Genomic DNA, 25777 nt, shown 5'->3' with positions numbered 1-25777 from the left:
CAGTTCCATCGGCGGCTTGTGCCGCGTACAACTTCGTGGGCCGACCTGGTGGTCGCCCGCACACAGCCCCCGGACGTTCTAGTCCTCCCGTACGTCTTGCAAGGAGTACCTCCGTGGCGAGCAACACCTCTAAGACCGCGCGCGCGTCCGTCCGGGCCGGCCAGGCTGGCCAGGGTGGCGCCCTCAGCGTGCTGGGCGAGTTCAAGTACCTCATCCCGCTGAACGGCGGCAAGCACGCCTACGTGCGCAACCTGACCAACGGCAAGACCGCGCACCTGCGCACCGACTCCGAGGCCTTCGTCGAGGAGATCCGGGTGCTGGCCGCGGCCGGCCACGCCGCCAAGATCCGGGCGGAGATCAGCAACCTGAACGCGACCCACCCGGGCGACGGCTGGGACGCCACCGAGAAGCGCCTGGTCGAGGCCGGCGTCTTCGAGGGCTGAGCCCTCCCCCACCGCTACACCTCGAACCGCCCGTCGGGATCTCCCGGCGGGCGGTTCCGCGTCCGGCCCGGCTCAGGCCGGGTCGAGCAGGGCGACCTCCCCGGTGGCCAGGTCGTAGAGACCGCCGACCACGGCCACCCCGCCCGCGGCGACCGGCCCGGCCAGCAGGTCGTCGTGGCGCAGGGCCCGCACCGTGCGCCGGACGTGCCGGCGGATCGCCAGCGGGTGCACCGCCGGGTCGTCCAGCCCCGCCTCGGTCACCGCCGGAGCGATCTCGTCCACCAGGTGGGCCAGCGAACCGGCGGGACGCACCCCGGCGCGCAGCGCGTCCACAGCGGCTTCCACCGCGCCGCACCGCTCGTGGCCGAGCACCATCACCAGCGGTACGCCGAGCTGGCCGACCACGTACTCGATCGAGCCGCACACCGCGCGGTCGAGCACGTGCCCACCTGTGCGGATCACGCAGATCGCGCCGAAGGTCTGATCGAAGATCGCCTCCAGCGGCACCCGTGAGTCGATGCAGCCGAGCACCACCGCGTACGGCTGCTGGTCGCCGGAGGCGGCCGCCGCGGCGGCCGTGACATCGTGACCGTGCACCGGCTGGCCGCTGACGAAGCGCCGGTTACCGGCGAGCAGCTCGGCCAGCGCGGCGCGCGGCGTACCACCGGCCTGTCGCCCCGGCGCCGACGGTCCGCCCACCGGCGGTCCGGGCGTTGCCCCCGACGACCCCATGCCGTTCAGCTTGGCGCGCTGTGGGCGGCCACGGGCGGGGTCGGGAATGTTCGCTGCCCGGTGATTGGCGTGGTGTCCTGGCGGGTAGCCCGTGTTACCGCCGGGTAAGCCGGTGCGGTTGGTGCCGGGCGGGCCCTGGGAGGTGGCGATGCCGGAGCGGTTCGAGGTCGGTCTGCCCGACGGGGTACGTCTGCACGTCGAGGCGACGGGGCCGACGGACGCCCCGGTCACCGCCGTCCTGCTGCACGGCTGGACGCTGGACGGGCGCAGCTGGCACCGGCAGGTCGACGCCCTCACCGGGGCGTCCGGTGACGCGGTGCGGGTGGTCACCTACGACGCGCGGGGGCACGGCCGGTCCAGTTGCATGCCGCTGCCCACGGCCACCCTGGCCCAGCTCGGCGACGACCTGGTCGCGGTACTCGACGCGGTCGCGCCGACCGGGCGGGTGGTCCTGGTCGGGCACTCGATGGGCGGCATGACGATCATGGAGTACGCACACCGCCACCCGGCGCACTTCGCCTCCCGGACCGCCGGCCTGGTCTTCGTCTCGACCACCGCCGAGGGGCACACGCACACGGTCTACGGGCTGTCGCCCCGGATCGCCCGGCTGATCCGGCTGGCCGAGACGACCGGTGCCGGGGTGCTGGCCCGGTGCGGTTCGTGGCGCGCACCCCGGGCGCTGCTGCGCGCGCTGCAACCGAGCATCCGGTGGATGCTCTTCGGCGACCGCTGCGAGCCGGCCGACATCCGGCTGGTGACCTCGGCGGTGGCCCGCGCCTCGCTACGCTCGATCGGCGGATTCCGCGCCTCGATCGGCGCCCAGCACCGGTTGGACACCCTCGCCGCGCTGGCCCACCTGCCGGCGGCCGCGCTGGTCGGCGACCGGGACCGGCTGACCCCGCCGCCGTGCGCCGAGTCGATCGCCGCGGTACTGCCGGCCACCGACCTGACCGTCTGCCCGGGCGCCGGGCACATGCTGATGATGGAACGCCCGCACGAGGTGAACGCGGCGCTGACGGCTGTCCTGAGCCGGGTACTCGCCGGGCCGGCGCCCCGCGCGAGCGGCACGACCCCCGCCGGGACGGGTGTCTGACCACGTTCGCGCACCTCGGGCGCGGGAGGTCGGGCCCGGGGCCGTACCCTTCTGCGGTTGGCCTGCGCGGTTCGCGCCGCTTGCCGGCGAGATCGAAGGAGCGTGCGTTGACCGACCAGACCGCCCTGGAGCAGGAGATCGCCGTCGAGCAACGGCACCTCGACCGGGTGTACGCCCGACTCGCCGAACTGCGGCAGTCGGCGGTCCGCGCCGAGCGGGACGGCTACCGGATGGCCCGGGTGGGCACGTTCGGCGCGCTCGTCGAGCGCGACGCCATGGTCTTTCACGCCGCGCAGCGGCGGCACACCCTCGACGCCGAGCACGAGGGGCTGGTCTTCGGCCGGCTGGACCTGCGGGACCGGCAGGTGCTGCACGTCGGTCGGCTCGGCATCCGTGACGAGGACGCGACCACGCTGGTGGTCGACTGGCGGGCGCCGGCCGCCGCCGCCTTCTACCAGGCCACCCCGGCCCAGCCGCTGGGCGTGGTGCGCCGGCGCACCATCCAGTCGCGCAACGAGCGGGTCACCCGGATCGAGGACGACCTGCTGGACCCGGCCGCCGCCCCCGAGGGGATGACTGTGGTCGGCGACGGGGCTCTCCTGGCGACCCTGTCCCGCGCCACCGGACGGGGCATGCGCGACATCGTGGCGACGATCCAGCGGGAACAGGACGAGGCGATCCGCTCGCCCGGCTCCGGGGTGACGATCGTCGCCGGCGGCCCGGGCACCGGCAAGACCGCCGTCGCCCTGCACCGTGCCGCCTACCTGCTGTACTCCGACCGCAGCCGGTACGCCGGGGGCGGCATCCTGGTGGTCGGCCCGTCCTCGGTGTTCGTCGAGTACATCGCCTCGGTGCTGCCCTCGCTCGGCGAGGACACCGCGACCCTGCACTCGCTGGGCACCCTCTTCCCGGGCATGACCGCCACCCGCACCGATTCGCCAGAGGTGGCGGCGGTGAAGGGTTCGCTGCGGATGCGCCGGGTGCTGGAGCGCGCGGTGCGGGACGCGGTACCGGGTGGCCCGGGCGAACTGCGGCTGCTCTACCGCGGCACGCTGCTGCGGCTGGACCGGGCCGAACTGGACGGGATCCGGGACCGTGTGCTGCACCGGGGCGCCCGGCGCAACGAGGTCCGCCGGGCCGGCTTCGACGGTGTCTTCGCCGCGCTGTGGGCGCAGGCCCGCCGGTTGGGCATCGGCCGGCTGCCGGAGCAGCGGGCCTTCGAGGACGAGATCGCCACCCGGCCGGAGTTCCGGGAGTTTCTCAAGGCATGGTGGCCGCGGCTGCACCCCCGGCACGTGCTCGACTGGCTGGCCCGGCCGGACCGTCTGCGCCGGTACGCGGACGGGATCCTGTCCACCGCCGAGATCCGGCTGCTCAGCGCGGCGTACCAGAATCTGGACGCCGCCGGGCTGACCATCGCCGACGTGGCGCTGCTGGACGAGCTGGACGCGCTGCTCGGCAAGCCGGCGCAGCCGGCCCGCGCCCGGCGTGACCCGTTCCAGCTCGCGGGCGGGGTCCGCGAGCTGAGCAGCTTCGGCGACCGGCAGCGGGCCGCGCGGGCGGCGGCCCGGGAGCGGCCGGCGGACTACCGGGAGTACGCGCACGTCGTGGTGGACGAGGCCCAGGACGTCTCGCCGATGCAGTGGCGCATGGTCGGTCGGCGCGGCCGGCTGGCCTCCTGGACGGTGGTGGGCGACCCGGCGCAGACCGCGTGGACCGGTGATCCGGAGGAGCTGGACCGGGCCCGGGACCAGGCGCTGGGCCGCCGCAAGAGGCACGACTTCACGCTGACCACCAACTACCGCAACTCCTCGGAGATCTTCGCGGTGGCGGCGGCGGAGATCCGCCGGATCTACCCCGACCTGCCGCTGCCGACCGCCGTCCGCTCCACCGGGGTCGATCCGGTCGAGCTGGCGGTGCCCGCCATCGAGCTGGAGACCGCGACCGTGGAGGCGGCCACCGGGCTGCTGGCCGAGGTGGAGGGCACGGTCGGGGTGATCACGCCGGTCCCCCGCCGTGACGAGGTCGCGGGTTGGCTCGGCGCGCTCGGTGCGCCGCGGCTGCAGGTGGTGACCAGCCTGGAGGCCAAGGGCATGGAGTACGACGGGGTGGTGCTTGTCGCACCGAGCGAGATCCGGGCGGATCCGGGCGCCGGGGTACGCACCCTCTACGTCGCGCTCTCCCGCGCTACCCAGCGCCTCACCACCATCGACCCGACGGGCTGACCTGCGGCGGTGCCCCTCGCGGGCCGGCGACCTGTCGTACACTTGCATACATAGCGATGTGAGCATACATTTGACCCGGTCCCGATCGACGGCGGAGGGTGGTCTCGTGGGCGCAGGTCATGACCACCACCACGGGTCGGTCGCCAACGCCGCGCACCAGCACCGGGGGCGGCTCTGGACAGCGTTCGGGCTGCTCGCCGCCCTGATGGTGGTCGAGGCGGTGGCCGCGTTCCACACCGGCTCCCTGGCCCTGCTCTCCGACGCCGGCCACATGTTCACCGACGTGCTCGGCATCGGGATGGCGCTCGCCGCGATCACCGCCACCCGGCAGGCCACCGGCGATCCGCAACGCACCTTCGGGCTCTACCGGCTCGAGGTGCTCGCCGCGCTGGCCAACGCGGTCCTGCTGTCCGGTGTCGCGGTCTACGTGGTGATCGAGGCGATCGGTCGGTTCGGCGACCCGCACGAGGTGCTGGCCGGCCCGATGCTCGCGGTGGCCGCACTCGGCCTCCTCGCCAACCTGGCCGCCTTCGGCCTGCTCCGCGCCGGGGCCCGGGAGAGCATCAACCTTCAGGGCGCCTACCTGGAGGTGTTCGGCGACCTGCTCGGCTCGCTCGGCGTGATCGGCGCGGCGCTGCTCATCCAGGTCACCGACTGGTGGTGGGCCGACCCACTGGTCGCGGTCGCCATCGGCGTGTTCATCCTGCCGCGCACGTGGCGGCTGGGACGGGCCGCGGTCCGCATCCTGGTGCAGGCCGCCCCGGAACATCTCCAGGTCACCGCCGTGCACGACCGGCTGGCCGCGGTGCCCGGCGTGGTGGAGGTGCACGACCTGCACGTCTGGACGCTCACCTCGGGCATGGAGGTGGCCTCCGCGCACCTGACAATGGCGCCCGGCGCGGATGTCGGGGTGGTGCTCACCGCGGCGCGCACCGCCCTGCACGAGGACTTCCGGATCGAGCACGCGACGTTGCAGATCGAACCAGGCGCAGCGCCCGGTGCCTGCGGTTCGGTCGAGTGGTAGGGCGTTTCAGGAGTTTTACTCGGCTTAGTCGGAATTTCCCGTGACAACGCACGCACCGTCCGTCACATCGGCTGCACCGGCCCCACCGGCACCGGTAGGCTCGGTCCCGGCCTCCACCCGGCGGCGCCCTCCCGGCGCCGGTGGCGGCCGCCGCCTAATCGCCCGAGCGGGCGAACCGGGGAACCATGTTCCTGGGGTGCATCCGCGTTCAGCGGTAGGGATCTTCCGTCCCGAACCCGTCAGCTAACCCGGTCGGCGGCTGACGGAAGGACACGCGTAGTGGTACCAGCACGACCACCCGCCGCCCGACTGGCGGCCCTGATCGTCGCGATGTTCGCCCTCGGCCTCGCGATCCCGGCCGGCGCCGCCTCGGCCGCTCCCCCGACCGGCCAGCGGGCCGCCGCGGCACCCGACGGCGACGAAGAGGGCGGCACCCCGGCGCTGCGGGCCCAACTGGAGGCGGCCAGCAAGGGATACCTGGACGCGAAGCGCGCCCTGGACACCTCCGTACAGCGGCAGCAGCAACTCGCCACCCAGCTGAAGACCACCGAGACCGAACTGACGGCGCGCAGCGGCAAGGTCGACGAGATCGCCGGACTGGCCTACCGCACCGGCCGGCTCGGCACGGTGTCGGCGCTGCTCAACAGCAGCACCCCCGAGGGCTTCATGGACCGTGCCCGCACGCTGGACGCGGTCGCCGCCAACGAGGACCGGGCGCTGCGCGACCTCACCGCCACCAGGGATGAGGTCAACCGCACCCGCATCGCCCTGGACGGCGAGATCCGTGAGCAGCGCAAGCAGGTCACGGTCATGGCCAAGCGCAAGGACCAGGCCGAACGGGCCCTGACCGTGGCCACCACGAAGGCCCGCACGACCGCCGACAGCGGCTCCAACCGGGGCACCTCCACTGCCAACGCCACGGCCGCCCCGCGCAACTCCGACGGCTCCTGGCCGTCGGAGTCGTGCAGCGTCAACGACCCCACCCCGGCCAGCGGCTGCATCACCCCGCGCACCCTGCACGCGCTCAACCAGGCCAAGGCCGCCGGCTTCACCCGGTACGTCTCCTGCCACCGCAACGGCGGCTCCGGCGAGCACCCGAAGGGCCGGGCCTGCGACTTCGCCGCCCAGAAGGGCGGCTTCGGCGGCGACGCCACAGGCGGCGACAAGACGTACGGCAACAACCTGGCCGCGTACTTCATCCGCAACGCCGACCGGCTCGCGGTGCTGTACGTGATCTGGTACAGGCAGATCTGGCTGCCCAGCAGCGGGTGGAAGTCGTACAGCGGGGCGGGCGGCGACCCGTCCAGCGACCACACCAACCACGTGCACCTGTCGGTGTACTGACCCACCGGCCGGTGCCCCGCCTCGCGGGGCGCCGGCCCCCGGGTACGTCAACGGACGTACCCGGGATGTCGCCGACGGTCGGACGTCCGGGCCGGGCCCGGCGGGCAGCATCCTGGTATGCGCCGGATCCCGCCCACCGCCCGCAAGGCTCTGCTCACCCTGCACCTGGTCACCTCGCTCGGCTGGCTCGGCGCCGACCTGACGCTGCTCACGCTCGGCGTCGCGGCGCAGCGCGGCGCCGACCCGGCCGTCGTCTATCCGGTCGCCGCGCTGGTCGGCACCGTGCTGTTCGCGCCGTTGAGCGTGCTGGTCTGGCTGGTCGGCGTGGCCAGCGCGCTGCTCACCCCGTGGGGCCTGCTGCGCTACCGCTGGGTGCTGGTCAAACTAGTGATCACCACGGTGATGGTAGGGCTTGTGCTGTTCCTGCTCACCCCGAACCTGCGGCACGCCGGCGCGCTGGGCGCCGCCCTGCCCGCCCGGGACCGCGCCGACCTCGTGATCGCACCGGCCGTGTCGACCAGTCTCATGATCATCGCGACGGTGCTGTCCACGTACAAGCCGTGGGGGCGACGGCCGGCGGCGCGGCCCACAGTCGCGGGGCGGACCGGACATGATCGCGCCGCAACCAGGATCTAGTGGCCTCCCCGCGCGCAGACCACCACATCCAGGATCGAGCGTGACCTTCGCGGGCGGCCGGGCGCCGGACGCGGGTGCGCGGCGGGCGATCAGCCGGCGGGCGGGGAGCCGGCCGCGCGGTCCAGGGCCGCGCCCAGCCGGGTGGCCAGGGCCAGGTGGGCTGCCCGGGCCTGGCGGAACGCGTACCGGAACAGCGGGGCCGGCGCGGTCAGGGTGATCTCGACATCGATTCGGACCAGGCCGTCCGGCTCGCCGCGTAGCCGGGTGTGGTTGCGCACCGTGGTGGCCGGCCACTGGCGGGCCACCGTCACGATCTCGTCGTCCTCGCTGATCAGCACGTCCGCCTGGTAGCTGGTCCGGAAGCGGAGCGGGCCCGCCGCCAGCCGGTCGCTGATCGCGTAGCTGGCCCGGGCACCGGGGCGGGGCGGCAGCCGGCGGACCCGGACGATCAGCGGGTGCAACTCGCCCTGCCGGGTCAGGTCGCTCAGCAGGGCCGCCGCCTCCCGGAGCTCGCACCGGGCCTGGACGGCGTAGCTGAAGGTATCGCTCCTGAGCACACCGTCTCCCGCCGCCGTTGGTCGCACGATCGTCCCGTACCCCGGTCGGGCTGGCAATGTCCGGACGGACACGGACCGTTGCCCCGGCTTTCACACCCCGTTCCCATTACGGTCGGCTGATGGGGAACCACCCGCCGTGACGGGCGACGGAGGGAGTGAGCATGAACGGGTACGACCGGTGAGCGGGCACGTGATGGTCTTCGCGCCCACGCCGCAGCTCACGGTGACCATCGACCAGCCGAGCGACCAGCCCGAACTGCATCTGCACCCCGGCGGGCAGGGCGTCTGGCAGGCCCGCATGGTGATGTCGCTCGGGGTCGACGTGGTGCTCTGCACCGCGCTCGGCGGCGAGATCGGCCAGGTGCTGGAGCCGCTGCTGGTCAGCGAGGGAGTGGACCTCAAGGTGGTGGTCCGCGACTCCGGCAGCGGCGGGTACGTGCACGACCGCCGGGACGGATCCCGGCAGGAGATCGCCGACGTGCCCGGGCAGCCCCTGGGCCGGCACGAGCTCGACGAGTTGTACAACCTGGCCCTCGGCGAGGGGCTGCGAGCGCCGGTGAGCGTGCTCAGTGGACCCGACGAGCCGTGGCTCGTCCCGGCCGACCTGTACCGGCGCTTCGCCGCCGACCTCGGTGCCAACGGCGGCCGGGTGGTGGTCGACCTCTCCGGCGATCACCTCGGCGCGGTGCTGGACAGCGGGGTGTTCTTCCTGAAGGTGAGCCACGAGGAACTGATCCGCGACGGCCGCGTCCGCAACGAGGAGGCCGCGGAGCTGACCCGGGCGATGTACGAGCTGCACGCCGCCGGCGCCGAGACGGTGGTGGTGAGCCGGGCCGACGAACCGGCCCTCGCGCTCATCGACGGTGAACTGTTCGAGGTGGAGATGCCCCGCTTGCAGGCGGCCGACCCGCGCGGCGCGGGCGACTCGATGACCGCCGGGGTGGCCGCCGTGGTGGCCGGCGGCGGAGACATCCGGACCGCCATCCGCACCGGCGCCGCCGCCGGGGCGTTGAACGTGACCCGGCACGGGCTGGGCACCGGGCGGTTGGACTCGATCACCGGTCTGGTGGAGCGGGTCCGGTTGGTCCCCGCGGACAGCCGACAACAGGAGCGGACCACCCCCGACGAACTGGCCGACCGGGCGGTCGAGCGATGACACTGCGCGTGCTCGTCACCAACGACGACGGGATCGCCGCGCCGGGAATCCAGGCGTTGGCCTGGGCGGCGGCGCAGCGGGGCATGGATGTGGTGGTCGCCGCGCCGCTGGAGGAGGCGAGCGGCACCAGCGCCGCCATGAGCGCCCTGGAACAGGACGGGCGGGTGGTGGTGCACGACCACCCGCTGCCGGAGCTGCCGGGCGTGCCGGCGTACGGAGTCGGTGGCTCGCCCGGCTTCATCACGCTGATCGCGCTGCACGGCGCGTTCGGCCCGCCGCCGTCGGTGGTGCTCTCCGGCATCAACCGGGGTGCCAACGCCGGCCGCGCCGTGCTGCACTCCGGCACGGTTGGCGCCGCGTTCACCGCCGCCACGAACGGCTGCCGGGCGATGGCCGTCTCGCTGGACGTGCTCTCCGCGGGCGAGGCGACGGCCGCCAGCGGTGGCGCCGCGGTGGACGCCGCCGCCCGGGTACGCGACGCCGAGCGCAACTGGAGCACCGCCGCGCGGGTCGCCCTGGATCTGCTCCCCCGGCTGACCGCCGCGCCGATCGAGAGCGTGCTCAACGTCAACGCCCCGGACCTCCCGCACGGGCGGCTGCGCGGGGTCCGCCGGGGCACGCTGGCCAGCTTCGGTCAGGTGCAGATGACGGTGGCCGAATCCGGGCACGGCTTCGTGCGTACCTCGCTGGAGGAGCCGGGCCAGGCCGCGCAGCCCGGCACGGACGTGGCGTTGCTGGCTGCGGGGTACGCGTCCGTAACGGCCATCCGGGCGGTCACCGAGGTGACCGACGTCGACCTGACCGGCCTGGACGAACAGCCCTGACCGGCCTGGGCCAGGATGTCGGCGCTCAGGCGCCGGGAAGCACCTCGGGGGTGGCGGTGCCGGCGAAGTATGGCTCGGGGGCGCCGAAGAGGCCGAGCAGGCCGGTCACCCAGAGCTGCCGGTGCACGAACCGGCTCGGTTCGGTGACTACCAGCTTGACGCCGCTCACCTCGGCGGTCTGGAAGCCGGCCACCATCGCGCTGATGCCGACCGAGTCGATGAAGGTGACCAGCCTCATGTTCAGCTCGATGCGCAGCGGGCGGCCCTTGGCCAGCACCTCCGCGACCGCCTCGCGCACCTCGTACGCTGTGTCGACGTCGATCTCGCCACGCGGGGCGATCTCCACGACACCACCGGACAGAACCGACTTCACGATCGACAGGCTCACGCGAGCACCTCCACCCGCCCGTCCCCCGGGCGCCTCATCAGTACGCGGGCCGCGACCGACAGTATTCCTTCGACGGCCTCGGTCGCCACCCCTCGGGATGAGCAATTCGCGGATCCGGGCACAGCAAGTCGCCCATATCCGGACTTTTCATTTTCTGATCACTCAGTACTTTTCGTTATCTGACCACTCAACGATCGGTCGGAACCGACGCGTCGCCGGACCAGGGTAACGGTCCCGGCACGGCGCACCCGTCAAGCGTGCCAGCCCCGTGTGACACCGGCGTGTCGCACCTCGTCGATCGACCCCGACGAGGCCGGATGGTTGCCGACGCCGCCTAGCATCGGCCCGGGAACCCACCGTGACGGAGAGGACCTTCAATGATCAAGAGACTGGCGGGGCTGGCCGGCGTCGGCGTCCTGCTCGCCCTCGTGCTGGCCTGCGGCTTCGGTGGCGGAGGCGATGACGACGACGATGACGACGACTTCGCCCGGGGCGCCTCCGTGGTGGTGCTGCGCTGACTCACCCGGCGGGCTGCGTCGGCCGGGTTTGCGCCCGGCCGGCGCGGGGCACTGCGGGTTAGGCGAATCGTGACGCGCTGGACAGACGCCGAAGTCCGAAGTGGCCGCCGGCTTCGGCACCCGAGGAGGTAACCACGATGTTCGGAACCAACCTGCTGGACCGCCGCAGCAAGCCGGAGCGGATCGCGGACCAGGCGTGGGAGCACCTCGTCTCCGCCGTGAGTTCCGCGGGGGACAGTGTCCGGGGCACCGCCCGCTCCGCCCGGCGCGGCAGCAGTGACCTCGCCGACGGTGCGGGCGATCTGGTGGGCTCCGCCGCCGACGAGGCGCGACGCCGCGCCTCACTGGCCTTCGACGCGCTCGCCGGCCGTCAGCCGGCACTGCCCTGGACGCTGCTGATCGGCGCCGCGCTGGTCGGCGCGGCCGTCGGCTGGGCCGTCGGCTCCGCCGCCCGGGCTGCCGGCAGCCGGGACGACCGCGCGGTGGACGACGTCGAGTTCGTCGACGTCGACCGCCCCAACTCCCCCATCGGCCTGAACGACTGACCCACCCGCCGCCATCCGCAGGCCCCGCTCGACCACCCGGTCGACCGGGGCCCGCCCCTTTCTCCCCCCTGCCCTCCCCCCTCCCCCCTCCGCCCGCACGCCCCGTCCCCCGTCGATCTAGGGCATATCGTCGTGAACGGAGATCGACTAGCGGCGATATGCCCTAGATCGACGGCGAGAGAGGCGGGGGTGCCGCGACCCGGGGGACGAGTCGGCGGCGCCCTGACGCCCACCACCCGACGCGACGGCCGCCGCGACCGGGGAGTGCGTTCACCGTAACCGATCGGCGAGACCTATGGAAGCGCTCCCATCATCGATTCTCGCGGATACGGCAGTCACCGGAGGGGCACGAACCGGGCCCCGCCTCACCCGGCCAGGGCGAGGACGGGTCACCCCGGACGGCGGCAGGATCGGACCCCGGCGGACTCCGGCCGCGGCCGTCACCCGGTCCGCCGCCCACGCACCGGAGGAGGGACAGATGGCCATCGCGACGATCAGCCGCACCGACCAGGACATCCAGTCCGCCGTACTCGACGAGCTGACCTGGGAACCGCGGGTGCAGCCGCACGAGATCGGCGTGACCGTCGCCGAGGGCGTCGTCACGCTGACCGGGCGGGTGGACAGCTACGCGAAGAAGTGGGCCGCCGAGCGGGCCGCGCACCGGGTCGCACGGGTCCGGGCACTCGCCAACGACCTGACGGTGCGGCTGCCCGGCGAGGCCGAGCGCGCCGACCCCGACCTGGCCGCCGCAGCCGGTCACGCACTGGAGTGGGACGCGTTCGTACCCGTCGAGAAGCTCCAGGTCACGGTCTCGGCCGGCTGGGTGACGTTGCACGGCGAGGTCGAGTGGGAGTACCAGCGCCGGGCCTCCGAGCGGGCGGTCAGCAGGCTGACCGGCGTACGCGGGGTGAGCAACGGAATCACCGTCCGTCCGTCCGCCGTGCCCGACGGCCGGAACCTGGCCGAGCGGATCGTCGACGCGCTGGCCCGGGCCGGGGCCACCGAGGCCGAGCGGATCAGCGTCCGGGTGCACGGCGACACGGCGATTCTCGCGGGACTGGTGCACTCGATGCCCGAGCGGGACGAGGTGGAGCAGGTGGCCTGGTCCGCGCCGGGGATCCGAGAGGTGCAGAACCACATCGCGGTCGCCCCGGTGCTGCGCTGAGCGCGGAACCACCCGGGGCGGGTGAGCCGGACTCACCCGCCCCGGCAGCAGGCTGGGGGCATGAGTGATCCGAACGGGCTGATCCAACCGGGGCGACCCGCGCCCGGCTTCACCCTGACGAGCACCCCGGACGGGCGCCAGACCGGGCCGGAGCAGTTCCGCGGCCGGCCGGTCGTGCTCGCCTTCTACCCGGCCGACTGGAGCCCCGTCTGCGGTGACCAGATGTCGCTCTACCAGGCGGCGGCACCGGTCTTCGACCAGTACGACGCGGCGCTGCTCGGCATCTCGGTGGACAGCATCTGGTCGCACCGAGCGTTCGCGCAGAGCCGGGGCATCGAGTTTCCGCTGCTGGCCGACTTCGAGCCCAAGGGCGAGGTGGCCCGCCGGTACGGTGCGTACACCCCGCATGGCGAGGCGGCCCGGGCGCTGGTGGTGCTGGACCAGACCGGGACGGTGGCCTGGAGCCATCTCTCCCCACCCGAGGTCAACCCGGGCGCGGACGGCATCTTCGACGCACTGGACCGGCTCGCCGCCGACCGGGGGGTGATGGCCCGATGAGCACCCCGCTCCAGGTCACCGCCCGCCTTCGGGACCCGGTGACCGCCGACGACCATGTCCGCGGGCCGGCCGACGCGCCGGTCACGATCGTCGAGTACGGTGACTTCCAGTGCCAGTTCTGCGGCGCCGCGTACCCCAACCTGCACGAGTTGCTGCGGCAGCGGGCCGACACGGTACGGATGGTCTACCGCTACTTCCCGATCGCCAACGTCCACCCGTACGCCGAACGTGCCGCGGAGACGGCCGAGGCCGCTGCGGCCCGCGGCCGTTTCTGGGAGATGCACGACTGGCTCTACGAGCATCAGGACCAGCTGGACCCGGTGCACCTCTCGCTCGGCGTCGAGCAGCTCGGGCTGCCGCCGGACGAGCTGAACGCGGAGGTCGAGGGCCGGGTGTACGCGGACCGGGTGCGCCGGGACTTCGTCGGCGGGATCCGCAGCGGGGTGAACGGCACCCCGACCCTCTTCGTCAACGGGGTCCGGCACGAGGGCGGGTACGACCTGCCCGACCTGCTGACCGCCGTGGACGCCGCGGCCAACGCCTGACCCTGGTGGCCGGCGACCGGCCGACCACTCAGATCAGCCGCAGCTCGCGCGCCCGCCGGACCGCCTCACGCCGGCGGGTCGCGTCGAGCTTGCGATAGATGTTGCGGACGTGGGTCTTCACCGTGTTGACCGAGAGCGACAACTCGCTGGCGATCTCCACGTTGGACAGGATGCTCTGCAGGTACCGCAGGATGGTCAGCTCCCGCTCGGTGAGCGGCTCGTCGAGCGTGCCCGCCGGCTCGGCCGGTTGCCGGGCCGTGGTCTGCTCGGCGCCCCGGACCAGGTCGCTGACCAGCGAGAAGTGTGCGGTCCCCGCGTCCAGGTGCGCCGCCAGCAGGTCCCGTACCGGCGGTTCGGCCCGGGTGAAGACCCGACGGCAGCCCTGCGGACCGGCCAGGTCGAGCACCTGCTCCAGGATCCGTCCGGCCCGGCGCCCGTCTCCGCCCCGCTCGGCCAGCACCGCGCCCAGCAGTCCGGCGTCCAGGCGTACCGGCAGGGGCCAGGACTCGGCCGGCGGCGCCTGCCAGTCCGGCAGGGCCCGCCCGGCCGCGCCGACGTCGCCGGAGCGCAGCTCCACCCGCGCCAGAGTCACCGCGAGAGCGGGGTCGGCCACGTCGTCGGCGACACCGGCCAGCAGGTCACGGGCGGTGTCCAGGTCGCCCCGCTCGGCCCGCAGGTCCGCCTCGGCGGCCCGCAGCAGGTTCGCCAGCCCGGCGGCGGCCGGCCGTTCGGTCAACGACTCCCGGGCCCGCACCAGCAGCCGCTGGCCGGCGGCCGGGTCACCGGCGTCGCGGTGCAGGTACGCCCGGCAGAGGGCGGCCACCGCCGCGGCCACCGGCTCGGCGGGCGGCTCCGCCGACCAGTCGTCCCCGGAGTCCGCCCCGACGGAGCTGGCCGGGCCGGTCGCCGGGGCGGCGAGCGCGAGGTTGGCCGCTGCCTCCTCGGGCTGGTCGCGGTGCAACGCCACCACCGCCAGCGCGAGGTGGGCGTAGGCGCAGTCGAGCCGGCAGGACCAACCCCGGCTCGGGGCCATGCCCAGCGCGTCCCGGGCCGCCTGTTCGGCCGCGCGCAGGTCGCCACGCACCGCGAGCAGCAGCGCGGAGCGGCTGGCGTCGACCAGCTCGGTACGCGGCCGGCCGGCCTCGCGGGCCGCCGCCCGGGCCCGGACGAACCGGGCGTCGGGCAGCGCGCCGGCGGCCAGCTCGACGAGCCCCAGGGCGGTGCCGGTGAACGCCCGCACGTCCGCGTCCTCGGCGGCGCTACCCGTACCCGGGGCCAGCGCATGGTTCGGCGCGGCAGCCGACCCGCCGGTCCGCGTGGCACCCGGCACTCCGGTCGGCGCGACGCCGGCCGGGCGGGTCCGCAGCAGCCGGGCGGCGGCGGCCCGGACCTCGGGCGGATCGCCGGCGAGCCGCGCCAGGGTCAGCTCCAGCGCGGTGGCCAGCCGCAGGAACCGGTCCCGGCGCGGCACCGGCAGGCCGTCGGCGTACCCGGCGGCGGCGCGCAGGTGGCCGGTGGCGGCCGGCAGATCACCCGCGTACGCCCGCTCGGCGGCGCAGGCCAGCGCCACCTCCGGGTCGGCGCGGACCACCTCCGGTGGCGGGGACGCGGGGGCCGGGCCGGTCAGCGGGTCGGCGTCGTACCTGGTCAACTCCGGCCAGTGCGCGACGAACAGGTCGCCGGCCCGGTCCCACCGGCCGGCGGCCAGCGCGTGCCGCAACCCGTCGATCGGGCGTCCGTCCCCGGCGTACCAGTCGGCCGCCCGCGCGTGCAGCTCACGCAGTTCGTCGGCGGGCAACCGGGCCAGCTCGGCCCGGAGCAGGTCGGCAAGCAGGGGGTCGCAGCGGTACCACGGCGGGCGGCTCTCCTCCCGGTGCAGCAGACCGCCGGCGCCGGCCAGGTCGGCCAGCGCCCTCCCGGCATCGGTGCGACCGGTCAGCGCCTCGGCCAGGTCCGCGCAGACCGTCTCGGCGAGGGCGGTACGGCGCAGCAGGTCCCGGTCGGCCGGGTCGATCGCGGCGAGGACCTCCTCCTGCAGGTAGCCGGCGATCTCCGGTTGGTCGCCGCCGAACTGTCGCACCCAGCGTTCCGGATCTGGTTGCCCCCGCAACGCCAGCGCGGCGATCCGCAGCGCGGCCGGCCATCCCCCGGTGCGCGCGCGCAGTCGGCGCAGGGCGGCGGCCGGCAGCGGCGCCCCGTGCGCGGTGAGCAGGTCGGCCACCTCGTCGTCGGTGAAGGCCAGCTCGTCCGGACCGATCTCGGTCAGCTCGCCGGCGAGACGGAGCCGGTGCAGGGCCAGCGGCAACCCGGCCCGGGCGCCGACCACCACATGCAGTCGCTGTTCGGCGTGCCGGAGCAGGAACTCCAGCCCGGTCAGCGCCGCCGGATCGGCGACCCGGTGCAGGTCGTCCAGGATCAACAGCACCGGCCGGTCCCGGGCGGCGAGGGCGGCGGCCAGCAGCTCCAACTGGTCGGGGCGCGGCGGTCGGTCGGGCACCGGCGCCGCCGGGTCATCGCCCGTCGGCCCGGTCGCCGCACGCAATGCCGCTGCCAGGTACGCCCAGAGCCGGTCGCCGTCGTCGCCGGTCTCCACCGACACCCACGCCGGCCCCGGGCCGGCCTCGGTGCCGCCGGCCAGGCGCACCCAGGAGGCGAGCAGGGTGGTCTTGCCCCAGCCCGCGGGGGCGGCGACCAGGGTGACCGGTCCCGCGCTGCCCTCGTCGAGCCGGCGCAGCAGGCGAGGCCGGGCCACCACCGGTTCGGGTGGCACGGCCGGGGTCAGCCGGGATGCCAGCAGCGGCGGGTCCCCCGGGTGCCCCGGTGCCGTGCTGACCCGTGCGCGATCCTGCTCCTCCGGCACCCGGCTCCACCCCCACCGACGCGTTCCACCCCCCGGTCGGCGAGCGGTTACCCGGAGCGGACGCGTTCACCCCTTCGGGGCGAGCCCGCTTCACCCGGTCCCGACAGAGGATCGGGGGACGTGGACGGAAAGGACGGGTGGGACCGATGCGACCGGTGGTGCGGCTGGGAGCCACCCTCGGCGGCGCGGCGCTGACCGGGGCGGCGCGGCTGCTCCGCGTACGCCGGCGGCGTGGACGGTCCGGCGCGGACGGCGACCAGACGGGGCCGGCCCGGTGGGAGGTGGTGACGGTGGGCCGGCCGCCGGAGCGGGTGCTCCCCGGCGGCCGGTGGCCCGAGCCGTTGCGCCGCCTGGACGGCGCGGTCGAGGTGCGGGTCCGGCCGGCCCCGGGCGGCCGGGGCACCGAGTTGGCCGCCCGCCCGCTGGCCGGTGCCACCCCGAGGGTCGGGCTGGCCGCGCACTTGGTCGGCGACGATCCGGGTCTGCTGGTCCGCCGGGCGCTGCGCCAGGCCAAGCAGCACATCGAGGCCGGCGAGGTGCTGCGCGCGGACCGGTCCGCGCTGGACCGCCCCCGACATGGTCGGTGAGCGACGAACAGATTCACCGCGCTCACGATCTGCCGGGCGGGGCAGCGGATGGCAGACTCTGGGGATGGCTGGGAAGCGGACGTACGACGTGGTGCTGTTCGGAGCCACCGGGTTCACCGGGGGACTGACCGCCGAATACCTGGCCCGGCACGCGCCGTCCGGGCTGCGCTGGGCGCTGGCGGGTCGCAACCAGGGCCGCCTCGCCGCCGTACGGGACCGGCTCGCCGCGATCGACCCCACCCTGGCCGGGCTGCCGTTGCTCACCGCCGACGTGACAGATGCCGACTCGCTGCGCGCGGTGGCGGAGAGCGCCCGGGTGGTGGCCAGCACCGTCGGCCCGTACATCCACCACGGGGAGCCGCTGGTGGCGGCCTGCGCCCGGGCCGGCACCGACTACCTGGACATCACAGGCGAACCGGAGTTCGTCGATCTGATGTACGTCCGTCACCACCCCGAGGCGACCCGCACCGGCGCGCGGCTGGTGCACGCCTGCGGGTTCGACTCCATCCCGCACGACCTGGGCGTCTGGTTCACCGTCAAGCAGCTGCCCGCCGACGCGCCGATCGCCGTGGACGGGTACGTCCGCGCTGGCGGCAAGTTCTCCGCCGGCACGTACCAGTCCGCGCTCACCGCGTTCTCCCGCACCAAGCAGGCCAGCCAGGCCGCCCGGGAACGCCGGGCCGTCGAGCCGCGCCCCACCGACCGCCGGGTCCGGGCGGCGCCGGGTCGGCTGGGCCGCTCGGCGGAGCTGGGCATCTGGACCGTACCGCTGCCCACCATCGACCCGCAGGTGGTACGCCGCTCGGCGGCGGCCCGACCGGAGTACGGCCCGAACTTCCGGTACCGGCACTTCGCCGCGGTGAAGCGGCTGCCGACCGTGCTGGCCGCGGGCGCCGGGCTCGGCGCGCTGGTCGGGCTGCTGAAGCTGCCGCCCACCCGGCGCTGGCTGCTCGGCCGGCTCGCGTCCGGGCACGGGCCCACCCCGCAGCAGCGGGCGGCGTCCTGGTTCCGGGTCCGGTTCGTCGGCACCGGCGGCGGGCGCCGGGTGGTCACCGAGGTCGCCGGCGGCGACCCGGGCTACGACGAGACGGCGAAGATGCTCGCCGAGTCGGCGCTCTGCCTGGCGCTCGACGAACTGGCGCCGGCCGCCGGCCAGCTCACCCCCGTCGCCGCGATGGGTGACGCGCTGCTCGACCGGCTGGTCCGGGCAGGGCTCACGTTCCGGGTCCTCAAGCAGGAGGCCGTGCGGCAGGTGCCCGAGGCCGCCGACCGGACGGCCGCGCCGGACGCGGGGGCGGCGGCTTGACCCTCGACCCGGTCGAGGGGGCAGGATGCCCGTCGTGGAGAGCGACCTGCACAGCATCGGCGAGCTGGCCCGGGCCAGCGGCCTGACCGTCAGCGCGCTGCGCTTCTACGACTCGGCGGGGGTGCTCGAGCCGGCCCTGGTCGACCCGGTGACCGGCTACCGCTGGTACACCGACGAGCAGATCGCGCCGGCCCGACTGGTGGCCGGGCTGCGCCGGGTCGGCATGCCCGTGCCGGAGATCGCCGCGGCGGTGCGTGCCGAGCCGGCCGCGGTGCACCGGCTGCTCGACACGCACCTGCGCCGACTGGCGGACGGGCTCGCCGACGCCCGCCGGGAGGTCGCCCGTCTCCGTGCCCTGGTCGACCCGGCGCCGCCGGCGACCACCACGCTGCTGCTCTCCCCCGCCGAACTGGCCGCCGCCGTCGACGCGGTGCGCTTCGCCGTCGGCAGCGACGCGGAACTGCCGGTGCTCACGGGCGTGCTGGTCGACGTGGAGCTGGACGGCGTCCGGCTCGTCGCCACCGACCGGCACCGGCTCGCGCTGTCCCGGGCCGGGGCGACGGTCGACGGACCGCCGGTGCGGGTGCTCGTCCCGGTGGACCTGATCGACCGGTTCCGGGCGCTGCTCGACCCCGCCGATGCCCGGCCGGTGCGGCTGACGGTGGCCGGTGCGGAGCTGCGGGTCGCGGTGGCCGACCGGACGCTGACCGGCACCGCCCTGCCCTACGACTTCCCGGACTACCGGCGACTGCTGCGTGAGGCTGTCGGTGAGCGACCGGACGCGTACCGGATCCCGGTGGACGTACCGGCGCTGCGGGCCGCGCTGACCGACCCGGCCGCCCCGACGGTGGACCGCGAATACGACGGAACGCGGCTGACGGTCACCGTGCTCGGCCTCGACGACCAGGGCGGCCTGCGCCTGGTGCCCACCGCCGGGTCCGACCCGATCGACGGGCTGCGGGTCGGGGTGAACGGCGCGTACCTGCTGGACGCGTTGGACGCCGCCGGTGGGTCGCAGCTGGTACTGGAGCTGGACGGGCCGATCGCCCCGCTGGCCGTACGCCGCCCGGACGACGCGGACACGTTCTCCGTGCTGATGCCGATCCGGCTCTGAACCCGCCGTCTGATTCCGCGCGGTGGGCTCGCGCTCCCAGTCCCGAAGCGAACGGGGCGCGACGGTAGCATCTGTTGGTCCACCTGACCCCGGACGGAGGCGTACGGAGCAGCATGCTCGACATGGAGTTGATCCGGAAGGATCGCGAGGCGGTGGCGACCGCGCTGGCGAAGCGACTGGATCCCGCCGAGGTCAACCGGGCCCTGGACGAGATCCAGCGGCTCGACCAGGAACGACGCGCCCTCATCACCGAGATCGACGCGGAGCGGCAGCGCCGCAAGGCGGAGGCCCGGGCGTACGCGCAGGCCAAGCGGGCCGGCACCGAGCCGCAGGTCACCGCACCGGAGGCGGAGCGCAAGCAGCTCGCCGAGCTGGAGTCCCAGTTGGATGAGGTGCAGGCCCGGCTGCGGGACGCGATGAGCGAGCTGCCGAACCTGCCCAGCGAGGACGTCCTTCCCGGCGGCAAGGAGGCGAACCGGGTCGTCAAGACCTTCGGCGAGCCGCCGGCCATCGAGAAGGTCCGTGACCACGTGGAGCTGTCCCGGGCGCTGGGCCTGGTCGACTACGAGCGCGGCGTCAAGCTCGGCGGTTCCGGCTTCTGGATGTACACCGGGGTCGGCGCGCGGCTGGAGTGGGCGCTGCTGAACTACTTCATCGACCAGCACATCAGGGCCGGGTACGAGTTCCTGCTCCCGCCGCACCTGCTGCTCGACTCGGCCGGTTTCGCCGCCGGGCAGTTCCCCAAGTTCTACGACGACGTCTACCACCTGGATCCTGAGTCCGCCCCGCGCGGGCAGTTCCTGCTGCCCACCTCGGAGACGGCGATCCTCGGCGCGTACCAGGACGAGATCCTGGACACCACGAAGCTGCCGCTGAAGGCGTTCGCGTACACCCCGTGCTACCGGCGCGAGTCGGCCGGCTCGCACTCGGACGAGCGCGGCACGGTGCGCGGGCACCAGTTCAACAAGGTGGAGATCTTCCAGTTCACCCTGCCGGAGCAGGCCGACGCGGCGCTGGAGGAGATGCTCGCCCACGCGGAGAGCCTGGTGGAGGGGCTGGGCCTGCACTACCAGCGCACCCTGCTCTCCGCCGGTGACGCCAGCGCGTCGATGAGGAAGACCCTCGACATCGAAGTGTGGATGCCGAGCACCGGCAAGTACAAGGAGGTGTCGTCGGTCTCCTGGGCCGGCGACTACCAGGCCCGCCGGGCGGCCATCCGCTACCGCGAGCCGGGCGGCAAGCAGACCCGCTTCGTGCACACCCTCAACGGCTCGGCGCTGGCCACCAGCCGGCTCTTCCCGGCGATCCTGGAGCAGTACCAGCAGGCCGACGGCTCGGTGCTGATCCCCGAGGTCCTGCGCGACCGGATGGGCACCGACCGCCTGACCCCGCCGAGCTAGCCGATCCGTTCGACGGGGGCCGGGTCCACCCCGGCCCCCGTCGGCGTATCCGCCGGTGCCGTCGTGGGCTCGGCTACCCCGTTAGGAAGGGACCCTTCCTCTACCGCAGGCGTTAGGAAGGGGCCCTTCCTAACGCCCAAGCCCACGCCCACCGCCGCGAGCAGGACGAGGGCGGCGAGCAGCGCCGTCGGGCCGAGCGTGTCGAGGGTGTCGGCGAGGGCGTGCTGCACCCGGGCGGCCACCCGGATCACCGGATCGCGCAGGGCGTCGCGGCGACCTGCGGCCAGCCGCAGCTCGTACCAGCCGTACCAGGCGACGTAGCCGCCGGCGAGCAGCAGCACCAGGCCGCTGAGCCGGGGCACCAACGCGCCGGCGACGCGCAGCCGGGCCACCAGCCCGTCGCGCAGCAGCGCCACGCCGAGCGCGGCGACCGCGACCACCAGCCCCATCCCGAGGGCGTACGCGCCGAACAGCGCCAGCCCGCGCCCGGTCGAGCCGGCCTGGATGCTGGTCACCACGATGGCCAGGAACGGCGCGATGGCGCAGCCGAGCGACGCCAGCGCGTACGCCGCGCCGAACAGCGCCATCGACGGCCAGGAACGGGTCAGCCGGGGCGCCCGGGCGGACCAGCCGGGGGCGGGCAGCCGCCGGCCGGCGAGCAGCCAGCACCCGGCCGCCACCAGCAGCAGCCCGAGAGCCACGGTCAGCCACGGCAACCGGGGCCGCAGCCAGCCGGCCAACGGCGCGAGCGCGAGGCCGAAGGCGCCGAAGACCAGCACGTACCCCACTGTCAGCCCGGCCGCCACGGTGAGCGCGCGACCGACCGCGCCGCGGGCGTCCGGTGCCCCGGCGACCAGCAGCGAGAGGTACGCGGGCAGCAACGCGAAGCCGCACGGGTTGACCGCGCCGAGCATGCCGGCGGTCAGCGCGAGCAGCAGCGGGGCGGTCACGCCCCGGCCAGCGCGGTGACCCGGGCGGTGAGCGCCTCACCGTCCAGGAAGCCCTGGTGTACGACCTTGCCGTCCCGGTCGATGATCAGGAAGGTGCTCTGCTCGGTCACCTTGAACCGGCGCCAGAGCGCGCCGGCGCGGTCGTCGATCTGCGGCGTCCCGGCGAGCTCGAACTCGGTGACGAAGTCCTTCATCGCCCGCTGTTCGCCGAGCCCGGCGACGCCGACGATCGGCACGGTGTCCCGGTACTTCGGCGCGATCTCGGCCACCGTCCAGGCCTGGCTGGCGCAGGTGGCGCACCACGGCGCCCAGAACCACAGCACCACCGGCCGACCGGCCAGCTGCGCCGCGTCGAACGCGGCGCCGGTGAGGGTGGTCCCGGTGAAGCGCAGGGCGTCCGGGACTCGGGCGGGGGGTGGGGCGGCGGTCGGCGAGCCGGTCGCGGCGGCCGTGGCGGGTCCGGCGTCGGCGACCGTCGGTGGCGGGGCGGCCGTACCTGTGCAGGAGACCGCGCCGAGCAGCGCCGCGACCAGCGCGGCGGCGGTGCCGAGCCGGGGCGGCCTCCTCCCTGCGTGCCAGCTGCGCATCCGCGTCTCCCTCCACAGTCGTTAGGAAGGGCCCCTTCCTATGCACCAGGCGTTAAGAAGGTGCCCTTCCTTACTCGGCCTTCGCGAGTCGGAGGGCGAGCTCCGGGCAGACCTTGACCGCCTTCAGCGCGCCCTCCCGCAGCCAGGTCGGCACCGGGGTGGGCGGGAAGGCGGGGTATCCGTTGGCGTCGAGCCGGATGAAGTCGGGCACCACGTGCGCGCAGAGCCCGTGCCCGTCGCAGCGCGACCAGTCCAGGGTGAGCTTCTGCGGGTTCCCGTCGGGAGCGCCCGGCAGCCCCATCACGCCCTTGACCCGCCGGCCGCAGCCGTCGCCGGTGCTGTGCAACCGCAGGTCGTCGGCGAAGACCTCGATCGCGGAGAGAGCGAACCGGGCGGTGCCGTCCGGGTGGCTGCACGCACCGCGCCCCTTCACCTCGCCGGCGGCGGCGCGCACGACGTCCGCCGGTTGGCTACCGGCGACCGCGAGGTCAACGGCGCGGGCCAGGTCGGGCAGTCCCATCTTGCACGGCCCGCACTGGCCGGCGGACTCGCCGGCCAGGTAACGCACCACCTGGGCGGCCTCACCGAGCGGGCAGGTGTCGACGCCGAGCGGAACGATGATGCCGGCGCCGAGGGTGCCGCCGACCGCGGCCAGGCCCTTGCGGGAGACCTCGGCCTTCTCCGCCGCCTCCGGGCTGATCCACTTGCCGTGGTAGCCACCCATCAGGATGCCCTGGACGTCCGGGACCTCGCACAGGTCGAGGACGTCGCGCAGCGGCATGCCGGCGGTGCACTCCACCACGGCCGGCCGGCCCGCCGCGCCGGTCACGGTGAGCAGCACGGTGCCCGGCTCGTCGTCGGTGCCGAGCGCCGCGTACTCGTACGGGCCCAGTCGGGCACCGACGGCGAGCTGGGCGTACGTCTCGGCGTTGGACAGCAGGGTGGGCAGGCCGCCGACCCCGGAGTCGCTGGAGCGCTTCTTGGTGCCGGGCGGGATGTGCGGCAACCCGTTGATCCCGTTGACCAGCGCGCCGCCCTCGCCGGAGATGAAGCGGTGCGGCACGGTGACGATGGTCGTGGGCACCGGCATCCGGCGCTCGGCCAGCGCCTCCATGAGCGAGTCCTGGCCCACCCCGTCGTCGGCCACGCCGATCACGATCTCCTCGGCGTCCAGTGCGTACGCGGCCAGCGCCGCGCCGTCGAGGATCAGGTGCGGGGCGCGGGTCAGCAGCACCTTGTCCTTCCAGCTGGCGGGCTCGCCCTCGGTGGCGTTGACGACCACCACCGCGGCGAGGTCCTGCCGTTCGCAGGACTCCAGCACCGCGCGCAGCTTGCGGGCGAACGGGAAACCCGCCCCGCCCTTGCCCTTGAGCTGCATGCCCTCGGCGAGCCGGAGCAGCTGGGCCGGTTCCATCGGGCCGATCGGTCCGTGCACCTCGTCGTGCGCGGCGAGGTCCAGCCGGCCGAACTCGGCGAACCCGGCGGTGAGCCGGGGCTCGCCGACGCAGGCCACCGGAGGCACTGTCGTACGCATCACTTCGCCTCACCCCGCAGCCCGGCCCAGTACGCCCCGTCCACCGCGTCGGCGCTGGCCTTGCGGCGCTTGGACCGGCTCTCGCCGGCGGCCCGCCGTGCCCGCCGCGACGCCAGGTCGACCAGGGTGGGGGTGTCGTCGACGGGCGGCGCGACCTCCTCCGGCAGGTACCGGGCCGGCGGGCGCCAGTAGTCCGGCTCCTCCGGCAGGTCGTCCTCGGCGCTGTGCCGGCCGCTGCCGCTCCGCGGCGCCGCGGAGATCGGGCCGGCCGAGATCGGGCCCACGGAGATCGGCTCCGCGGAGACCGGGCCGGCCGAGATCGGCTCCGCGGCCTGCCACCGGCGTGGGCTGTCCCACGGCTCCTCGGGCTCCTCGACGGTCCGTCGGGGCGGGGCCGAGTACCGGCTGCCGTCGTCCTCGACGCGGGACCGGCGGGTGGAGGGCTCGGCGACCGGCTCTTCGACCGGCGCGCCGCTTCGCCGCCGCCGGGTCGAAGCCGCCTCGTCCCGGTCGCGGGTGCGTTCGCCGCGGCGCCGGGCCACCGGCTCCAGCTCCTCCTCGTCGCGCCGGCGCGGCTCGTCCACGTCCCGCCGGGTCGACCGGCGGGTCGCCGGTTCCAGCTCGTCGCGCCGGCCGCGCGCGGCCCGTTCGGTGCTCCGGCGGGCGGCTGGCTCCTCGTCCCGCTGGCGCCTGCCGGGCCGGGCGGGCTCGGTGAGCGAGCCCGGCTCGGGCACCACCGGCACTGTGAACCGGTCGGGGTCGCGGGGCCGGGCGGTGGCCGGCGCGGCCCACGTGGCGGTGGTGGTCTCGGCCCAGGCCGGACGCTTCTCCGCGCCGGTGTCGCGGCGCCGGCTGAGCCCGGCCATCAGCGACCGGCCGCGGCCCTCGTCGCCGGCCCGGCCGGCCATCGCCGCGTTGCGCACCGCGGCCTGGTGCTGCTCGCGGCTGCGCCGGCCGATGGTGACCGAGAGCCGGACCAGCAGCGCCAGCACGACCAGCAGCACGCAGGCGAGATAGCTGAGGACCACCCAGGACTTGGCGACCCGGCCGGCGTTGAGGCCGTGGAACAGGGCGAACGGCCAGGCGACGTACGCCATGGAGTGCAGCGCGCGCCAGAGCCACTTCGGTCCGACGTCGGCGAAGCGGGCGCGGATGATGCCGGTCCAGATCACGCTGACCATCAGCAGGGCGGCCACCGTGCCGAGCCCGACGTAGAGGCCTCCGCCTCCGACGAACGGCACCAGCGCGTCGGTCGCCGCCGCCCGGCCGGTGGCGACCTTGGTGAGCACGTGGAAGAGCAGCCCGGCGACGCCGAGCACGCCGGTGGCCCGGTGCGCCGACTGCAACAGCACCCGGTGCGCGATGCGCAGCACGAGGCGGTCGGTGGCGAGCAGGCCGAGCATGACGGTGAGGCTCAGCGACACCAGGGCGATCACGCCGGCGAAGAACTCGGTGAAGAAGAAGCCGTACGCGTACGCCTTCTGACCCGCACCGGTCAGCATGGTCGCCGCCCAGAGCGCGGCGAGCACCGACGCGATCAGCAGGGCGGTCGCCGACCGCGACCGGGTTCGCACCCCCCGACTGCTGGTACCGGTCCGGACGGTGGGCGCCTTCTGGTTCTGCTTTGCCCGGGCCATCTGCTCCTCGATCGTCTCGCGGCGGCGCACCACCGGCCGACCCTGCTCC

At 74.6% G+C, this 25777-nt stretch carries 25 protein-coding genes and 1 riboswitch; of the genes, 17 read left to right on the top strand and 8 right to left on the bottom strand.

Going from position 1 to position 25777, the window contains the following annotated elements; all coding sequences use genetic code 11:
* Positions 1–113 precede the first annotated feature (113 nt).
* Entirely contained in the window at positions 114–443 is a 330-nt protein-coding gene (locus GA0070607_RS19940; protein WP_089019555.1) for a hypothetical protein, read from the top strand.
* Between the two features lie 72 nt (positions 444–515).
* Here GA0070607_RS19940 and GA0070607_RS19935 read toward each other — a convergent pair whose 3' ends face one another.
* The gene (locus tag GA0070607_RS19935; RefSeq protein WP_231930023.1) at positions 516–1142 is read right to left on the bottom strand and encodes a carbonic anhydrase; all 627 of its coding nucleotides are present in this window, start codon (positions 1140–1142) and stop codon (positions 516–518) included.
* Between the two features lie 181 nt (positions 1143–1323).
* Here GA0070607_RS19935 and GA0070607_RS19930 point away from each other — a divergent pair, with 181 nt between their 5' ends.
* The 5 genes from GA0070607_RS19930 (at position 1324) to GA0070607_RS19910 (ending at position 7497) form a co-directional block, all read left to right on the top strand.
* Complete coding sequence (locus GA0070607_RS19930) at positions 1324–2268, top strand: alpha/beta fold hydrolase (RefSeq protein WP_089021964.1); 945 nt, start codon at positions 1324–1326, stop codon at positions 2266–2268.
* Positions 2269–2375: 107 nt separating this feature from the next.
* Positions 2376–4493: a HelD family protein gene (locus GA0070607_RS19925; protein WP_089019554.1), complete on the top strand. Its 2118-nt coding sequence runs from the start codon at positions 2376–2378 to the stop codon at positions 4491–4493.
* A gap of 106 nt (positions 4494–4599) precedes the next feature.
* Positions 4600–5517, top strand: coding sequence for a cation diffusion facilitator family transporter (locus GA0070607_RS19920; RefSeq protein WP_089019553.1), 918 nt, complete (start codon positions 4600–4602; stop codon positions 5515–5517).
* Between the two features lie 141 nt (positions 5518–5658).
* Positions 5659–5791, top strand: a riboswitch (cyclic di-AMP (ydaO/yuaA leader).
* Positions 5792–5796: 5 nt separating this feature from the next.
* Positions 5797–6861, top strand: a complete 1065-nt coding sequence (locus GA0070607_RS19915) for a coiled-coil domain-containing protein (protein WP_408630842.1) — start codon at positions 5797–5799, stop codon at positions 6859–6861.
* A gap of 117 nt (positions 6862–6978) precedes the next feature.
* Entirely contained in the window at positions 6979–7497 is a 519-nt protein-coding gene (locus GA0070607_RS19910; RefSeq protein WP_089019552.1) for a DUF2269 domain-containing protein, read from the top strand.
* 89 nt (positions 7498–7586) lie between these two features.
* Here the strand turns inward: GA0070607_RS19910 and GA0070607_RS19905 are convergent, their stop codons facing one another.
* On the bottom strand, positions 7587–8054 hold the full coding sequence (locus GA0070607_RS19905) for a hypothetical protein (RefSeq protein WP_089019551.1): 468 nt from the start codon (positions 8052–8054) through the stop codon (positions 7587–7589).
* Between the two features lie 178 nt (positions 8055–8232).
* Between GA0070607_RS19905 and GA0070607_RS19900 the strand changes: the two genes are divergently transcribed.
* Together GA0070607_RS19900 and surE are read left to right on the top strand one after the other, a co-directional pair.
* Positions 8233–9210: a PfkB family carbohydrate kinase gene (locus GA0070607_RS19900; RefSeq protein WP_231930014.1), complete on the top strand. Its 978-nt coding sequence runs from the start codon at positions 8233–8235 to the stop codon at positions 9208–9210.
* A complete protein-coding gene (gene surE, locus GA0070607_RS19895) occupies positions 9207–10034 on the top strand; it encodes a 5'/3'-nucleotidase SurE (RefSeq protein ID WP_089019550.1) in 828 nt (275 codons plus the stop codon). The genes GA0070607_RS19900 and surE overlap by 4 nt, the downstream gene beginning before the upstream one ends.
* Before the next feature lie 25 nt (positions 10035–10059).
* Here surE and GA0070607_RS19890 read toward each other — a convergent pair whose 3' ends face one another.
* On the bottom strand, positions 10060–10422 hold the full coding sequence (locus tag GA0070607_RS19890; protein WP_089019549.1) for an STAS domain-containing protein: 363 nt from the start codon (positions 10420–10422) through the stop codon (positions 10060–10062).
* A 377-nt stretch (positions 10423–10799) separates the two neighbouring features.
* Between GA0070607_RS19890 and GA0070607_RS32415 the strand changes: the two genes are divergently transcribed.
* From GA0070607_RS32415 to GA0070607_RS19870, 5 genes are all read left to right on the top strand, one after another.
* A complete protein-coding gene (locus GA0070607_RS32415; protein ID WP_157743185.1) occupies positions 10800–10940 on the top strand; it encodes a hypothetical protein in 141 nt (46 codons plus the stop codon).
* A 137-nt stretch (positions 10941–11077) separates the two neighbouring features.
* Entirely contained in the window at positions 11078–11485 is a 408-nt protein-coding gene (locus GA0070607_RS19885) for a hypothetical protein (protein ID WP_089019548.1), read from the top strand.
* Positions 11486–11963: 478 nt separating this feature from the next.
* Positions 11964–12650, top strand: coding sequence for a BON domain-containing protein (locus GA0070607_RS19880; protein WP_089019547.1), 687 nt, complete (start codon positions 11964–11966; stop codon positions 12648–12650).
* A gap of 60 nt (positions 12651–12710) precedes the next feature.
* Complete coding sequence (locus tag GA0070607_RS19875; protein ID WP_089019546.1) at positions 12711–13208, top strand: redoxin domain-containing protein; 498 nt, start codon at positions 12711–12713, stop codon at positions 13206–13208.
* Positions 13205–13753: a DsbA family protein gene (locus GA0070607_RS19870; RefSeq protein WP_089019545.1), complete on the top strand. Its 549-nt coding sequence runs from the start codon at positions 13205–13207 to the stop codon at positions 13751–13753. The genes GA0070607_RS19875 and GA0070607_RS19870 overlap by 4 nt, the downstream gene beginning before the upstream one ends.
* A gap of 28 nt (positions 13754–13781) precedes the next feature.
* On the opposite strand, the gene GA0070607_RS19865 is transcribed toward GA0070607_RS19870, so the two are convergent.
* Positions 13782–16613, bottom strand: coding sequence for a LuxR C-terminal-related transcriptional regulator (locus GA0070607_RS19865; RefSeq protein WP_089019544.1), 2832 nt, complete (start codon positions 16611–16613; stop codon positions 13782–13784).
* 146 nt (positions 16614–16759) lie between these two features.
* On the opposite strand from GA0070607_RS19865, the gene GA0070607_RS19860 reads away from it, so the two are divergent.
* The 4 genes from GA0070607_RS19860 to serS all read left to right on the top strand — a co-directional run bounded on the left by GA0070607_RS19860 (position 16760) and on the right by serS (position 21020).
* Positions 16760–17200: a hypothetical protein gene (locus tag GA0070607_RS19860; protein ID WP_408630841.1), complete on the top strand. Its 441-nt coding sequence runs from the start codon at positions 16760–16762 to the stop codon at positions 17198–17200.
* Positions 17201–17264: 64 nt separating this feature from the next.
* Entirely contained in the window at positions 17265–18506 is a 1242-nt protein-coding gene (locus GA0070607_RS19855; protein ID WP_089019542.1) for a saccharopine dehydrogenase family protein, read from the top strand.
* A 25-nt stretch (positions 18507–18531) separates the two neighbouring features.
* Positions 18532–19620 (top strand): DNA polymerase III subunit beta family protein, encoded by a 1089-nt coding sequence (locus tag GA0070607_RS19850; RefSeq protein WP_089019541.1) that lies wholly within the window; start codon positions 18532–18534, stop codon positions 19618–19620.
* Between the two features lie 113 nt (positions 19621–19733).
* Positions 19734–21020 (top strand): serine--tRNA ligase, encoded by a 1287-nt coding sequence (gene serS / locus GA0070607_RS19845; protein ID WP_089019540.1) that lies wholly within the window; start codon positions 19734–19736, stop codon positions 21018–21020.
* Here the strand turns inward: serS and GA0070607_RS19840 are convergent.
* The 4 genes from GA0070607_RS19840 to GA0070607_RS19825 form a co-directional block, all read right to left on the bottom strand.
* On the bottom strand, positions 21017–21970 hold the full coding sequence (locus tag GA0070607_RS19840; protein ID WP_231930012.1) for a cytochrome c biogenesis CcdA family protein: 954 nt from the start codon (positions 21968–21970) through the stop codon (positions 21017–21019). The two genes, serS and GA0070607_RS19840, sit on opposite strands and share 4 nt — an antisense overlap.
* Positions 21967–22557 carry a TlpA family protein disulfide reductase gene (locus GA0070607_RS19835; protein WP_089019539.1) on the bottom strand — a complete coding sequence of 197 codons (591 nt, stop codon included), beginning with the start codon at positions 22555–22557 and terminating at the stop codon, positions 21967–21969. Before GA0070607_RS19835 ends, GA0070607_RS19840 begins: the two co-directional genes overlap by 4 nt.
* A 70-nt stretch (positions 22558–22627) precedes the next feature.
* Positions 22628–24094 (bottom strand): NADH-ubiquinone oxidoreductase-F iron-sulfur binding region domain-containing protein, encoded by a 1467-nt coding sequence (locus tag GA0070607_RS19830; RefSeq protein WP_089019538.1) that lies wholly within the window; start codon positions 24092–24094, stop codon positions 22628–22630.
* Positions 24091–25761 carry a ferric reductase-like transmembrane domain-containing protein gene (locus GA0070607_RS19825; RefSeq protein ID WP_231930010.1) on the bottom strand — a complete coding sequence of 557 codons (1671 nt, stop codon included), beginning with the start codon at positions 25759–25761 and terminating at the stop codon, positions 24091–24093. Before GA0070607_RS19825 ends, GA0070607_RS19830 begins: the two co-directional genes overlap by 4 nt.
* Positions 25762–25777 lie beyond the last annotated feature (16 nt).

The sequence above is a fragment of the Micromonospora coriariae genome (assembly GCF_900091455.1).
Classification (GTDB): domain Bacteria; phylum Actinomycetota; class Actinomycetes; order Mycobacteriales; family Micromonosporaceae; genus Micromonospora; species Micromonospora coriariae.
The sequence above is the reverse complement of the archived record's forward strand: the minus strand, read 5'-3'. Positions and strand labels throughout refer to the sequence as shown.

What these genes read in the sequence shown, in the direction of transcription:
- GA0070607_RS19880 (WP_089019547.1), top strand. Translation starts at nt 11,964, where the DNA reads ATGGCCATCGCGACGATCAGCCGCACCGACCAGGACATCCAGTCCGCC.
- GA0070607_RS19855 (WP_089019542.1), top strand. Translation starts at nt 17,265, where the DNA reads ATGGCTGGGAAGCGGACGTACGACGTGGTGCTGTTCGGAGCCACCGGG.
- GA0070607_RS19860 (WP_408630841.1), top strand. Translation starts at nt 16,760, where the DNA reads ATGCGACCGGTGGTGCGGCTGGGAGCCACCCTCGGCGGCGCGGCGCTG.
- GA0070607_RS19910 (WP_089019552.1), top strand. Translation starts at nt 6,979, where the DNA reads ATGCGCCGGATCCCGCCCACCGCCCGCAAGGCTCTGCTCACCCTGCAC.
- surE (WP_089019550.1), top strand. Translation starts at nt 9,207, where the DNA reads ATGACACTGCGCGTGCTCGTCACCAACGACGACGGGATCGCCGCGCCG.
- GA0070607_RS19870 (WP_089019545.1), top strand. Translation starts at nt 13,205, where the DNA reads ATGAGCACCCCGCTCCAGGTCACCGCCCGCCTTCGGGACCCGGTGACC.
- GA0070607_RS32415 (WP_157743185.1), top strand. Translation starts at nt 10,800, where the DNA reads ATGATCAAGAGACTGGCGGGGCTGGCCGGCGTCGGCGTCCTGCTCGCC.
- GA0070607_RS19875 (WP_089019546.1), top strand. Translation starts at nt 12,711, where the DNA reads ATGAGTGATCCGAACGGGCTGATCCAACCGGGGCGACCCGCGCCCGGC.
- GA0070607_RS19835 (WP_089019539.1), bottom strand. Translation starts at nt 22,557, where the DNA reads ATGCGCAGCTGGCACGCAGGGAGGAGGCCGCCCCGGCTCGGCACCGCC.
- GA0070607_RS19885 (WP_089019548.1), top strand. Translation starts at nt 11,078, where the DNA reads ATGTTCGGAACCAACCTGCTGGACCGCCGCAGCAAGCCGGAGCGGATC.
- GA0070607_RS19850 (WP_089019541.1), top strand. Translation starts at nt 18,532, where the DNA reads ATGCCCGTCGTGGAGAGCGACCTGCACAGCATCGGCGAGCTGGCCCGG.
- GA0070607_RS19930 (WP_089021964.1), top strand. Translation starts at nt 1,324, where the DNA reads ATGCCGGAGCGGTTCGAGGTCGGTCTGCCCGACGGGGTACGTCTGCAC.
- serS (WP_089019540.1), top strand. Translation starts at nt 19,734, where the DNA reads ATGCTCGACATGGAGTTGATCCGGAAGGATCGCGAGGCGGTGGCGACC.